Below are 13,817 nucleotides of genomic sequence, written 5' to 3' on the forward strand. Positions count from 1 at the left end.
ACCCGCCACTCACCCAACGCCCGTCCCGGCGGGACGAGGGAGTCAGGATCGCGTAGAGGTGCCCCGTCGCCAATAAATACCTGAAGGAAAGCGCACCGCCACGCGTGACAGACAAGGCACGCCTAAAAAAACCGCCGGACCGGGCCGGCGGTTCGATCGAAGCCTCCCGTCACGACGCTCAACCGCGCGCGTCGAGCGCCTTGTTCCACTCCTTCACGCGCTCGGCCTGGGCCGCCAGCAGCGCGTCGACGTCGCCTTCCAGCGTGATCTTCTCGATGGTGTCGCCCTGGCGCACCGCGTTGACCACCTTCTGGTCGTCGCCGCTGACCACCTCGCCGAACACGCTGTGCTTGCCGTCCAGCCACGGCGTCGGGCCGTGGGTGATGAAGAACTGGCTGCCGTTGGTACGCGGACCGGCGTTGGCCATCGACAGCACGCCCGGCTTGTCGTGGCGCAGCGAGGGGTGGAACTCGTCCTCGAACTTGTAGCCCGGGCCGCCGGTGCCGGTACCCAGCGGGCAGCCGCCCTGGATCATGAAGTCGTTGATCACGCGGTGGAACGACAGCCCGTCGTAGTAGCCGCGGCGTGCCAGGTTGACGAAGCTGGCCACGGTCACCGGCGCCTTGTCCTCGTGCAAGCGCAGGTGGATCGGGCCGCGGTTGGTTTCGATGGTGGCCTGGATGGTCATGGGAGATCCTTGGGATGACGGGCGGAAGGCCGGCAAGGATAACGCAGCCGGCGGCCCCGCCCGTGAACCGCCGGCTCAGTGCCCCGCAGGCGCCTGCACGCTGCGCGAGGTCGCCGGCTGGGGCGCGCGCGCGCCCTGCAGCAACTGGTACAGCTTGAGGTACACCGCGTTGGTCCAGCCGAAGCCGATCACGTTGGTGGTGTAGCCGGCGGTGACTTTGACGTCGGCGTTGCCGAGCACCATGTTGTACTTCTCGCGGATGGTGCCGTCGTGGGCGAAGCCGGTCTCGACGGTGGCCATGAACTTGCGCGCCAGGCGGCGCGCATCGTCGTGGAAGCCGTACTCGTCCAGGCCGGAGATCGCCAGCCAGTGGGTCGGCGCCCAGCCGAACGGCTCGTCCCACTGCGCGCCGCTGCTGCGATCGTCCATCGCCAGGCCGCCCTTGCGCTCGAACACTGCCAGCTTGCCGGCCAGCGCCCTGGCCTGGTCCTTCGAGGCCAGGCCCGCCCACAGCGGCCAGTAGGTGGTGACGTACGGCTGGCTGGATGGCTTGCCCTGGGTGAAGTCGTAGTCCATGTACATGCCACGCTCGGGGCGCCACAGGTACTTGTCCATCGCCGCCTTGCGCCGCGCCGCGGCATCGGCCCACTGCTGCGCCTCGGCCACCTTGCCCAGCTGCAGGGCCAGGTCGTGCAGGTCGCGCTCGTAGCGGTACAGCAGGCTGTTCAGGCCGACGCCGGCGTAGTGGTGCGTGGTGCCGCCGTAGGGGCCGAAGTGGAAGTTGGTGTCGAAGCCGGACTCGCGCATGGCGCGGTCGCCCAGGTAGTAGTCGGCCTTGAGCCGGTAGCCTTGCGACCAGGCGCCCGCGCAGACGCTGGACGCCTTCACGTCGCAACTGGTGGTCTTGAGCTGCGCGGCCTCGGCGGCGTCCGGATGCTCGGACGCCTTCACCAGGTAGCCCGGGTCTTCGTCCGGATGGGCCAGCACCCAGTCGATCACGCCGCGGTAGTAGGCGCTGCCGTGCATCTCCGGCACCGGCCCGGAGCCGAGGTCGAAGTAGCGGGCCAGGCCGGTGTCGCCGGCGCGATGCTCGGGCCGCGTCCAGATCCGGTAGTTGGCCACCGCCAGCGGATAGGCATGGACCAGCCAGGCGTGACGCTCGGCTTCGTCCTTGAAGGCGCCGGGCGCGGCCAGCACGTCGGCGATCATGCGGCTCAGGAACGGCGGCTGCGAGCGGGTCAGGTAGTAGGTGCGGTTGGCGTTGAGCACGCCGCCGTAGTGCTCGACCTCGAACAGCGCGTTGTCGGTCATGTCGCGCGCCAGGTCCACGTGGCCGTCGGCGAGCAGGCCCAACTGGATGAAGTAGCTGTCCCAGCCGTACATCTCGTTGAACTGGCCGCCCGGCACGACGTAGGGCCTGGGCAGGTAGAGCAGGCCCTCGGCGGGCAAGGTGGAGGGCATCAGCTCGCCCAGCCGCGTGATGCGCGAGGGCAGCGTGCGCACCTCGACCCTGCAGCGCCTGGCCACGGCGTCGATGCCGGCCGGCCTGGACAGATCGGCCGGCAGGTAGAGCACGGGTCGGCCCGTCATCTTGGGGTCGTGCAGCGCCGAGCAGTCGTCCAGCGAGCGGGTCAGCGTGCCCCAGGCCTTGTGGATGTAGGTGCGCGTCTTGGCCGGGTCGGGCGTGGCCGCGTTCGCCGTCGCGCTGGCCAGGACCAGTGCGGCGGCGCCGAGGAGGGAAACGATCCGCGGGGAGGTCTTCATCGATGGGCTTCCTCTTGCGATGGGGCGAGGTGGCGCTCGAAGAACGCCACGATGGTGCGATAGGCCTGCTGCGATTCCGGCGGTTCGGGGTCGGAGAAGAACGAGTGCCACATGCCTTCCCAGACGTGCAACTCGGCCTCGACGCCGGCCTGGGCCAGCAGCGCCTGGCTGCGCAGGACCGAGCTCATCGCCATGTCGCGCGTGCCGGTGATCAGCAGCGTCGGCGGGAACCTGGCGAGCAGCGCCGGCGAGCGCCCGGGCTGCACCATCGGGTCGTCCACGTCGATCCCGTGGAAGTACGGCAGTTGCCTCAGCTCGAGCGGATGCTGCGGCACGCCCTGCCCGTTGAGCAGCGGCCCGACGTAGGCCGAGTCGCCGTCGATGGTGACCAGCGAGCCGCAGAACGTGCCGATCGCACCGGGGACCGGCAGCTTGTGCGCGATGAAACGCGCCACCGCCTCGCCGGTGAGGATGCCGCCGGCGGAGCAGCCGTAGATGCCGATCCGTTCCGGCGCGTAGCGCTCGAGCAGCTTGCGGTAGACCGCCTCGACGTCCTCGCTCGCCGCGGGGAAGCGGTGCTCGGGGCCTTGCCGGTAATCGAGCGTGATCACCTCGATCCGGCCCAGGCTGGCGATCGGGATGGCCTCGACCAGCCCACCGCTGCCGGCACCCCACAGGAAGGCGCCGCCGTGCAGGTTGATCAGCACGCGGCCGCGATTGGCCGCGCTCACGCCCTGCGCCGGCAGCACCACGTCGGCACCCACGCCGGCGATCGTCTCGTGGCGAATGGTCACCGGGTAGCGCTTGCGCATGCGCGCGGCGCGGTCGCTGTTGAGACGGTCGTAGAACGCCCGGCTGCGTTCGATCGGCGCCTCCAGCGGCGGCGCCTGGGCGCCCGCGGCGAGCATCTTCGGGAAGAACGCGCGCGCCTGCGGCGAGGCGAACGACGAGTAGGGAATGGCCACCCCGGCGGCGGTCACCGTGCCATCCGGCCTCACCCCCGCGGCCTGCTCCGCCTGCGCGGCGGATGCGAGCAGGGCCGCGGCAAGCAGCGCCAGCACCGCGCGCGTCATGGCGCGTCCTCCGCCGGCCGGCGCGAGAGCACGACCTTGCCGTCACGGTCGCGGCTGACGGTGATGTCGTAGCGCTTGCCGCGCAGGGCGACGCGGGTCAGCGTGAACGATTGCCACGTCGGCGGCAGCACCGGCGCATAGGCCTGCACCAGGCCCTGCGGCTGCAGGCGCAGGCCGGTGAAGCCGTAGACCAGCGTCTGCAGTAGGCCACCGGCGGCGGTGAGGAAGTCGCCGGTGTTGTTGTTCGGGGTTTCGGTGCGCACGTTGAACGGCGGCTGCAGCACCCCGGCGTCGCGGTTGCGCTGGAACCAGGCGTCGGCCTCTGCCGCGTCGCCCAGGGTGGCCGCGTAGATCGCCATCGGCGCCAGCCCCATGCTGTTGGGGTCGCGGTGCGACTGGGCGATCGGCGCCATCGCGTAGTCGTAGTCGCGTCGCCGCACGCCGGGGTCCATCGACAGGTCCAGCGAGGGATAGGCCAGCAGCGGCAGCGAGCTGCCGCCCCAGGAATCGATGTCGTGCGGCACCGAGGGGTCGAAATCCAGGTGGTGCCCGGCGCCCGCATCGAAGGGGATGTACAGCTTGCCGGCCACCTCGGACCACCGGGGGTCGGCGCGCTCGCCCAGCACCGCGGCTGCCTGCGTCGCCAGTTGCAGCGCCTTGCGCGCGGAGACGTTGGTGAAGGTGTCGTTGGGCACGTCGTTGTAGTCCTCGTCGACCGAGGTGACGTGCAGGATCTCGTAGCGTCCGCGCTCGGGCACCCAGGTGGCGCGGCTGGCCCAGAAGTCGGCCACGGCGCGGATCACCGGCCAGCCCCGCGTGCGCAGCCATGCCTTGTCGCCGCTGGCCAGCCAGTACTGCCACTGCGCGATGGCGACGTCTGCATTGACATGGATCTCGCGCTCGCCCAGCACGTAGGCGAAGTGTGGCGTCTGCTCGGTGCCGTGTTCGGGGTCCGACTCCCACGGGTACATTGCGCCGGGCAGGCCGCGCGCGCGGGCCCGCGCCTCGGCCGCCGGCAGCGTGCGGCTGCGGAAATCGACCAGCGAGCGCGCCCGCTCCGGATGCAGCAGCAGCAAGGCCGGGAACAGCCAGGTGTCGTTGTCCCAGAACACGTGTCCGGCATACCCGGGTGTCAGGCCGCAGGCGCCGCTCGGCCAGGCGGTGCCCGGGGTGACGTTGGACAGCAGGTAGTAGAGGTCCGAGTGGACGATCCGCTGCATCTGCGGGTCGCCGACGATGCGGATGTCGGAGCGCCACAGCGCATGCCAGGCGGCCACGTGCGCCTCATGCAGGCGCGCGAAGCCGTCCCCGCGCGCCGCCTTCGCCAGCGCCAGGTCGGCCCTGGCATCGCCGCCCCAGCCCTCGCGCGACAATGCCACGAACTTGCCGAAGGTGTAGCTGTGGCCCTTGCGCACCCTCGCCTTCAGCTCCAGCGAGAGCCGCCAGGGGCTGCGGTAGACACGCACGTCGCCGGGATCGAAACCGGCCGGCAGCGAGACCGCCACCGCCTCGGCCATCGCCGGGCCCCGTTCGGCGCGGCCGTCGAGCCACAGGGTGAGCTCGCGCGCATCGCCGCCGGCGTCCAGCACGCGGGTGTCGCCGTGGTACCACAGCGGCGCGCGGTCCGGCGTGGCGGGCGGGATCGCCTTCAGCTCGAGGTTGTTCGCCGCCACCGCCTCCTGCATCTGCTCGCCGGTGAGCCTGGCCAGCTCGAAGCGCGGCTGGTGCGGCGCCCACAGCACCAGCGGGAAGGACAGTTCCACCTCGCCGTCGAACTGCGGCGTGATCGTCAGCCGGGTGGCCGCCAGGTGCGGCGAGGCCTGGCTGACGAAGGCGGTGACCTCGATGCCCGTCGCGCGGCCATGGTCGTCGTAGCGGTAGCGCGTGGTGAGGGTGCCGTCGTGCAGGTTCAGTACCTGCCGGTAGTCCTGGAACACGCGCGGGTCGAGCGCCACCTGGTTGAGCCAGAAGTGGCCGGCCGCCGAGTGGCCGGTGCTGTAGTCGATCCCGCTCCAGCCGGGCACCGCGGCCGGGCGCGCGATGTCGCCCTGCGCGTAGTCCATGAAGGCGACCATGTAGCCGAGGTTGTCCTCGGTGCCGCGCGGCGCGCTCAGCGTGGCGATGTAGCCGTTGCCGAGCTGGGTGGGGAAGTAGCTGGCGAAGTCCCGGTCGGTCGCCGTGAGAAGGAACGAGGGGTCGGTGGCGGGGACGGCCGACGGCGCCGCCCAGGCCTGCGCCCAGGCCGCGGCGCCCAGCGCCGCCCAGGCGGCGAGCCGCCACCAGCGGCGGCGCCCCAGGCCGTTCATGGGACGGCCTTCCGCTCGAGTTGTGCCTTGCCGTCGGCGCCGCGCCTGACGGTGATGTCGTAGCGCTCGCCGCGGAAATGCACGCCCTTCAGGGTCAGCGCGTTCCAGCCCGGCGGCAGCACCGGCGCGTACGCCTCGCTCAGGCCCTTGTCATCGATGCGCAGGCCGGTGAGGCCGTACACCAGGCTCTGCACGAAACCGGCCGAGGTGGCGAGGATGTAGCCGGCGTTGTTGGCGACGGTTTCCGTGCGCACGTTGAACGGCGGCTTGAGGAAGCCGACCAGGTTGCGCTCGACCCAGGCGCCGGCGGCCTTCGCGTCGCCGAGCTCGGCGGCGCCCACGGCCATCATCACCATCATCATCTCGTTCGGATCGTCGCCGTGGCGCTTGAGCTCCTGCAGCTGGAAGTCGAAGTCGTTGCGGCGCACCTCGTGCGACATCGGCAGGTCCAGGTTGGGATACATCAGCCAGACCAGCGAGGAACCCATCCAGGTGATCTTGTCGTGCGGCACCGACTTGTCGAAGTCCAGGTGCCGCTGCTCGGCCTCGTCGAAGGGGATGTACATCTTGGCGGCGATCTCGCTCCAGCGCGGGTCGGCCTTGGCGCCGACCAGGCCCGCGGCCTTGACCGCGATCTGCAGCGCCTTGCGCGCCGCGGCGTTGGTGAACGAGTCGTTCGGCACGTCGTTGTAGGCCTCGTCGGGCGAGGTGACGTGGTGGATCTCGTAGCGGTCGTGCGCCTTGTCGTAGGTGACCCGGCTGGTCCAGAAGGTGGCGATGCCCTCCAGCACCGGCCAGGCATGGGTCTTCAGCCACGCGCGGTCGCCGGTGGCGAGGTAGTACTGCCACTGCGCGATGGCGATGTCGGCGTTGACGTGCACCTCGCGGTAGACCTCGTAGGCGAAGTGCGGCGTGACGTCCACGCCGGTCTGCGGGTCGGCCTCCCACGGATACATGGTGCCTTCCACGCCGTACTGGCGGGCGCGCGCCCGGGCGGGGCCGGTGGTGCGGGCGCGGAACATCACGATCGGCCTGGCCCGTTCCGGATGCAGCAGCAGCAGCGCCGGAAACACCCAGGAGTCGCTGTCCCAGAACGCATGTCCGGCGTAGTTGGGCGTCAGCGCGCAGGCGCCCATCGGCCAGGCGGTGCCGACGGTGCTGTTGGACAGCAGGTAGTAGAGGTCCGAGTGCACCGCCTTCTGCACGGCCGGGTCGCCGTCCACCACGATGTCCGAGCGCCACAGCGCATGCCAGGCCGCCTGGTGGTCGGCCAGCAGGCGCTCGAAGCCGGTGCCGCGCGCGCCGGTGGCGAGGGCGAGCACGTCCTGGTCGTCGCCCCAGCCCTCGCGCGACAGCGCCAGGTACTTGGTGAACACGTAGCGCCGGCCCTTGTGCAGGGTGGCGGTGATCTCCAGCGACAGCTTGGTCGGGGTCTGCTCGAGCCTCACCGCATCGGGCTGCAGGCCCTCGGGCAAGCCGATCGCAGCCGCCTCGGCCATCGCCAGGCCGTGCTGCGCCCTGCCCTGCAGGTGCAGCGTCAGCGCCTTGGCGTCGCCGCCGCTGGACAGCACGCGGGTGTAGCCCGGATACCACACCGGCGCACGGTCGGGCGTGGGTACCGGCTTGTTGTCCAGGTTCTGCCCGCTGGCGATCACCGCGGCGATCATCTCCTCCCCGCCCATGCTGGCGATCGGGAAACGCGGCTGGTGCTCGGACCACAGGCGCAGCGGGAAGCTCAGTTGCACGGGGCCGTCGAACTGCGGCGTGATCGCGATGCGGGTGGCGGCCAGGTGCGGCGCGGCCTGGCTGACGAAGCTGGTCACCTCGACGTCGCTGGCCTTGTTGGCGTAGGCGAAGCGGTAGCGGGTGGTGAGCGTGGCGCCATGCATGTCCAGCGTCTGCGCGTAGTCCTGGAAGATGCCCGCGTCCAGCCGGGTGCGGTTGAGCCAGCCGCCGCCCGGGTTGTAGTCGATCTCGCTCCAGCCCGGGATCATCGCAGGACGCGAGATGTCCCCCGGCTTGTAGTCCATGAAGGCGACCATGTAGGCCGGCGCCGGCTCGGTACCGCGCGGCGAGGTCATGGTCGAGAAGTAGCCGTTGGCTAGGTAGCTCGGAAAGTAGCGGCCGAAGTCGCTGGCCTTGGCGGTGAAGAGGAAGCTGGGGTCGGTGGCGGCGTGGAGGGGACCGGCCGCGACCAGCAGCAGAAAGGCAAGCAGACGACCTGGCTTCATCGCGCCTCCGTCGAAGATCGAAAAAAGCGCCTGCGCCCGCCACGGAGGGCGGACGCAGGCGATCCGGGGTCGATCAGAACAGGTACTTGACCTGGAAGTTGACCTCGCGGCCCTCCAGCGGGCGGGCCAGGATCACGCCGTTGGTGCCGGCGGCCGAACCGAAGATGCGCGAGTTGCTTTCGGTCAGGCCCAGCTCGTTGGTCACGTTGGTGCCCTGCAGGCGCAGCTGCCAGTGCTGCTGCACGTTGGCCACGATGCCGAAGTCCCAGGTGTGGTAGCTGCCCAGCTGCTGCAGGCCGGAGATGTCCTGCGTGTGCGCACCCACGTGGGTGAAGGTCACGAAGGCGAGCACGTCACCCCAGCCGAACGGCATGCGGTAGCTGGGCGTGAACATGTAGCGTACCTTCGGCTGGCGCTGCAGCTGCACGCCGTTGATGAACGCGCAGCCGTTGCCGGCGACCGGGTTGGTGTACGGCAGGCAGGAACGGTTGTGCGAGTAATGGCCGTCCAGGTAGTTGCCGATCAGCTGGAACTTCAGGTTCTCGATCGGGCTCCAGGCGGTGTTGAGGTTCACGCCCTTGGAGTCGGAGCCGTAGGTGCTCTGCGGGCCGTTCGGCACGCCGGCTGCGTCCGTCGGCTGGTACAGCAGACCGATGAACTGGCGGTGGTAGACGCTGATGTCCGCGTAGAACTGCTGGCTCTGGTACTTGAAGCCGCCTTCGAAGTTCTGGATCTTCTGCACCGGCGCGGTGTTGCCCGTGGTGTTGCCGCGGATGCCGTTGTCGAAGTCCGGGAAGTGCGCACCGCGGTTGGCGCGGAAGTACACGCTCATGTTGTCGGCGAGCTCGTAGTTCACGCCGAGGGTCCACGACGGGTGGGTCTTGTCGTAGCGGGTGTGCGCGAAGGTGCCGTTGCACACCGGAACGCTGTTGTTGTAGAGCGTGTTGGGATTGCCGTCCAGGTCGACGTTGGTGAGGTTGCACACGTCGTTGGTCGCGTTCTGGTTCTCCACGCGGCCGGACAGGTCGATCAGCCACTTGCCGATGCGCCAGATGTCGGACAGGTAGAACGCCTTGTTGTTGGCGTTGCCGTGCTCGGTGATGTTGTAGCCGCCGTAGTCGAGGAAGCCCTGGTTGTCGGTCAGGTAGTTGACGCCGTTGGGGCCCACGTAGGTGACCGTGATCGGCCGCGCGTTGGGCGTGTTGGTCATCAGCATCTGGTTGCCCAGCGCCCACTCGTCGTCCATCTCGTAATGCGCCAGGTACAGGCCGGCGGTGAGGGTGTTGCCCTCGAAGATCTCCTTGCTCAGGCGGAAGTCGTTGTTGATGTTCTTGAGGTTCTTGTGGATGAACCACCAGCCCTGGTGGATCACGCTCTGGTTCGGGTCCACCGCGCCGCCGCCCACGTAGGTGGCGGTGGCGGTGCCGGGCACCAGGTTGAACGCGCCGATCGCGCTCTCGTCGGTGTAGAGCATGTCGTTCAGGCTGCCCGGGTTGGTGCCGGAGAACAGCGCGTTGGTGTCGACGTCGCCGCCGTCGATCAGGAACTTGTTCGACAGGTTCCAGCCGTTGCCCAGGTCGTAGTCGAAGTTGCCGCCGAAGAAGCCGAACTTCGCGCCGCGGCCGTTGGCCAGGTTGGCGTCGCGGCCGCCGCCCGGATAGCCGGGCAGGAACACGTGCTGGATGTACTTGCTGTTGTAGGTGTCGGTCAGCGGATCGAAGCCGGGATAGGCGTGGAAGTCGTCCGTGCCGGTCTGGATCAGCGGGATCGGCGTGATGAACTGGTTGCGGTCGTTGAGGTAGCGCGCGTACAGCGTCATCGTGCCGTTGTCGCTGTCGTGGGTCAGCGTGCCGGTGAGCTGGCCGCCCTTGTCCGCCGCGAACTGCGGATCGCGCACGCCCTGCGAGTCGCGGTAGAAGCCGCCCACGCTGCCGTACCAGTCCTTCGCGACCGGGAAGCCGAAGAAGCCGTCGACGCGCTTGAGGTTCTCGTTGCCGTAGGTGACGCCGATGCTGCCGGACGGCACTTCGGTGCCCTGCTTGAGGATGAAGTTGGCGGTCGCGCCGATCTGGCCGTCGCCGAACACCACCGAGGGGCCACCCTGCACGATTTCGGTGCGGTCGACGGTGTCGTCCAGACGGAAGATCGAGGTGGTTTCGAAGAACGAGAGGGTCGGCATGCCGTACAGGGGCGAACCCATCAGCTGCGTGCTGAAGTACGGCGCGTCGCCGCCGCCCGGGAAGCCGGCGATCTCGATGTTGGCGCCGGTCTGGCCGCCGGTGGACTCGGGCCAAAGGCCGGGCGCGATCTTCAGCAGATCGGCCGTGCTCTTGGGGTTGGCCATGCGGATCTGCTCCGCGTCGGCCGTGGTCACCGTGTAGCTGGTGTCGATCTTGCGCAGGCCGCCGGTGGCGGTGTTGCCGGTGACCACCACCTGCTGGAGGTTCTTCACGCCGGCGGGGCCGGGTTTGGTCTGCGCCCTGCTGTTGGCTTGCGGCGCGGTGTCCTGCGCCTGGTCGTCGGTGTTCTGCGCCAGCGCGAGGCCGGGCATCAGGCAGGCGGCAATCGCCGCGGATAAGGCCAGTCGCACATGCTTGTTCATCAGCTTCGCTCCCCGCATCAGGTTCGTATCGGATGTACGACGGCGTGAGCTGCCGACGGCAGCTTCGCCGTTTCGCTGTTGTGTGCCCTACTTCACCCTTGCACCTGCGGCATGTCGCCACAGGCCGGCACATACTTGCCTTGGTGTGACAGCGCTGTCAATTTGCCGTGCAACATCACCCGCGGCACGGCCGGACCGGCCTCCGTTCAGGCCGCCGCCGGGCCGGTGGATTCGCGCAATTGCAGCGAGAAGGGCGCCTGCACCATCGCCCCCGCCCCGCGCCGGCGAAGGCTGTCCAGCAGCTGCAGGGCGGCGATGCGCCCCATCTCGCGGCTGGGCTGGTGGATGGTGGTCAGCGTGGGCCAGATCTGGCGCGCGATCGGGGTGTCGTCGAAGCCGCAGACCGAGACGTCGCGCGGCACCGCCAGGCCGTGCTCGCCGGCGGCCCAGATCACGCCCGCCGCCATGTCGTCGTTGGCGGCGAACACGGCGGTGGGCCCCTGCCCGCGCGGCAGCGAGAACAGTCGCCGTGCCGCGGCCACCCCCGCGCCGAAGGAGAAGTCGCCCTCCACCTCCAGCCCGGGATCGCGCGGCAGGCCCGCGTCGTCGAGCGCCCGGCGGTAGCCGCTCAACCGCCACTGGCTGGCGCCGTGGGCCGGGTGGCCGATCACGTGCGCGATCCGCCGGTGGCCGAGCGCGACCAAGTGCGCCACGATGCGCCGCGCCGCCTCGGGCTCGTCGATGAACACGCCGATGCGGCCGTCGCGCTCGATCGGCGAGACGCAGGCATACGGCACCCGTCGCTCGCGCAGGCGCTGCAGCAGCCCGGCGTGGTCGGTGATCGGCGGCGTCAGCACCATGCCGTCGGGGTGGTGGTGCAGGATCAGCCGGTCGACCCGCTCGACGAAGTCGTCCGACTGCACCTGCAGCGGCCGCACCATCATGCTGTAGTGGTGCAGGTCGCAGGCCTCCAGTACGCCGGCCTGGATCTCCGCCAGGTAGTTGGACGAAGGGTTGTCGTACAGCGTCGCGATCAGGAAGGAGCGGTTGCTGGCCAGGCTGCGCGCCGGCAGGTGCGGGCGATAATCCATCGCCGCCATCGCGGCGAGCACCTTCTCGCGCGTGGGACCACGCACGTTGGCCTCGTCATTGAGCACGCGCGAGACGGTCTTGGGCGAGACCCCCGCGGCACGAGCCACATCTTCCAGGCGTACCCGCATGGCGCGTCCTGCAGTCGACAGCTGGGCGGCCGACTATGCGTGCTGCGCCGTCCACGCACAAGCGGTCGCGGATGCTCAGGGCAGGCCGAGCGCGGCGCGGGTGAGCGCGTGCGCACCGCGCGGGCGGCCCTCCGGCGCGGCCACCGCGGCGGGCCACGGCGCGTCGCAGTAGAGATGGTCCCACAGCCGGTCCAGCGCGGCGTAACCGTAGGGCAGCAGCGGCAGGTGGCGTTCGCCGAAGCCCGGCAGCGGCAGGAAGGCGTCGAAGTGCTGCGCGTGCGGCACCTTCCAGTACAGCGGGCGGCGCCCCGCGGCGCGCAGCCAGGCGATATAGGGTTCGGAGGTGAAGGCGGTCGGCAACAGGCCGTCGTCAGCGCCGTGCACCACCCACAGCGGCAGGTCGGCACGCGGCAGGCGCGCGGCGGTGGCGTCGATGCCGGCGTGCAGGGCGCGGGCGTCGGCGTCGCTGCCCTCCCACAGTGCGCGCAGGCACAGCTCGCCGGCGAGCGTCGGATCGGCGCCGGCGCCGGTGCCGCCGTACAGGCCGACGCCGTTGCCTGGGGGGATGCCGGCGCTGTCCGACCACCAGGCGGCGCGCACGGCGGCGTCCGCCAGCGCGGGCCGGCCGTCCTGGCCGGTCGCGGCGTAGCGAAAGCCGCAGGGCATGTCGCGCGTGCCGCGACGCAGATAGGCGGAGGCGTAGCCGGCGGCGACCGCACGCCACAGGTCGAACGCGGTGGAGGTGGCGGCCACCTGCATCGCGGCGTCGCTCCAGCCGGCGGCGCGCAGCCGCGCGTAGGCTTCCTCCGCCTGGGCCCGGGGCGTGCTGCCCGCGAGCAGGCCGCGCGCGTGCAGGCTGGCGCAGCGCTGCGGCCAATGCGTGGCCGTTGGCGCGCGGGCGAACGGCACCGCGTCGAAACGTTCCGCACTCAGGGCGCAGGGCAGCCAGATCGCCGCCTCGGTGACGTAGTCGTACAGCTGGCGCCCCTGCCCCGCCAGCTGCACGTTCGGTTCCAGCGCGACCACGCCGTCGAGCAGGCCCTCCTCGTCGAGCCCGGCCGCCTGCAGCACAGCGCCGCCGCCGTTGGACAGCCCGGTGGCGATGATGCGCGTGTTCTGCGGCGTGAACGGCGCCTGGTCGGGGTAGGCGCGATCGAGCATCGCCAGGCCGAAGCGCGCGGCCTGCAGCACGTGCCGGCCCCAGTCCGCTTCCGGATCGTCGCCCGAGTGCATGTGCTTGACTGCGATGCCCGCGTCGGGCGGCAACGGCGGCGGGGTGAATTCGAGTGGCGCCTCGCCGCGTCGCGCGCGGCGGCCGTCCAGCGCTACGCCGCTGTCGTCGGCGTAATCGAAGAAGCCGCTGCCGGCGCCCTTGTCGGTGTAGGCCACCGCGCAGCCCCTGGGCAGGCCCCAGGCGCCGGCCAGCGCGATCGCGCCGTAGATGCCGCGGGAGCCGGAGGAGGCGGTGACCACCAGACAGCGCCGGGCGCGATCGAAGCCGTCCGGCGCCTGCAGGAGCACCCGGTGCGGCTGGTGCGCGCCGGCAATCCACGCGAATGCCTGGTACTCGCGCCCCGGCACTGCGGGCACGCCGCCGTAGACCTGGCCGTAGCCGCCCAGCGGACCGAGGTCGGCGATGCCCTTCCAGCTCGACTGGATCGCGCGGCGACGCAGCTCGTCGGCGGTCGGGTGGGCGGGATCGGCGAACGGCACCGGGGCACCGGCCAACCCGGCCAGGCCCAGGCCCGCGCTCAGCAGGTCGTCGGCGCCACGGTGCTCGGTGACGCGCACCTCGCCCGGAACGAAATCGAGGGAAGGCATGGCAGGCTCCACGGCCGCGCCGGCGCATCCGGCGAGGGCCGGCACCAGCCACGGGATCAGGCGCTTGAGGAAGGCGTTCATTCCCTCACCTTAGCAAGCAGGCGCCTGCCCG

General features: G+C 70.4%; 8 protein-coding genes. All 8 read right to left on the reverse strand.

Translation table 11 applies throughout. From position 1 onward, the window contains the following. Positions 1–178: 178 nt before the first annotated feature. Positions 179–688, reverse strand: coding sequence for a peptidylprolyl isomerase (locus tag WAT24_RS13505; RefSeq protein WP_336808417.1), 510 nt, complete (start codon positions 686–688; stop codon positions 179–181). A gap of 75 nt (positions 689–763) precedes the next feature. Next, positions 764–2,452, reverse strand: a complete 1,689-nt coding sequence (locus tag WAT24_RS13510; protein ID WP_336808418.1) for a trehalase family glycosidase — start codon at positions 2,450–2,452, stop codon at positions 764–766. After that, positions 2,449–3,525 (reverse strand): alpha/beta hydrolase, encoded by a 1,077-nt coding sequence (locus WAT24_RS13515; protein ID WP_336808419.1) that lies wholly within the window; start codon positions 3,523–3,525, stop codon positions 2,449–2,451. Before WAT24_RS13515 ends, WAT24_RS13510 begins: the two co-directional genes overlap by 4 nt. Continuing rightward, the gene (locus WAT24_RS13520; protein WP_336808420.1) at positions 3,522–5,831 is read right to left on the reverse strand and encodes a glycoside hydrolase family 65 protein; all 2,310 of its coding nucleotides are present in this window, start codon (positions 5,829–5,831) and stop codon (positions 3,522–3,524) included. Before WAT24_RS13520 ends, WAT24_RS13515 begins: the two co-directional genes overlap by 4 nt. Continuing rightward, positions 5,828–8,062, reverse strand: a complete 2,235-nt coding sequence (locus WAT24_RS13525) for a glycosyl hydrolase family 95 catalytic domain-containing protein (RefSeq protein ID WP_336808421.1) — start codon at positions 8,060–8,062, stop codon at positions 5,828–5,830. Before WAT24_RS13525 ends, WAT24_RS13520 begins: the two co-directional genes overlap by 4 nt. Before the next feature lie 73 nt (positions 8,063–8,135). After that, positions 8,136–10,664, reverse strand: coding sequence for a TonB-dependent receptor (locus WAT24_RS13530; RefSeq protein WP_336808422.1), 2,529 nt, complete (start codon positions 10,662–10,664; stop codon positions 8,136–8,138). 206 nt (positions 10,665–10,870) lie between these two features. Further along, positions 10,871–11,884 (reverse strand): LacI family DNA-binding transcriptional regulator, encoded by a 1,014-nt coding sequence (locus WAT24_RS13535; protein ID WP_336808424.1) that lies wholly within the window; start codon positions 11,882–11,884, stop codon positions 10,871–10,873. A 75-nt stretch (positions 11,885–11,959) separates the two neighbouring features. Beyond that, on the reverse strand, positions 11,960–13,786 hold the full coding sequence (locus WAT24_RS13540) for a 3-hydroxybutyrate oligomer hydrolase family protein (RefSeq protein ID WP_336808425.1): 1,827 nt from the start codon (positions 13,784–13,786) through the stop codon (positions 11,960–11,962). Positions 13,787–13,817 lie beyond the last annotated feature (31 nt).

This window comes from Fulvimonas yonginensis, from assembly GCF_037137055.1.
Lineage (GTDB): Bacteria > Pseudomonadota > Gammaproteobacteria > Xanthomonadales > Rhodanobacteraceae > Frateuria_A > Frateuria_A yonginensis.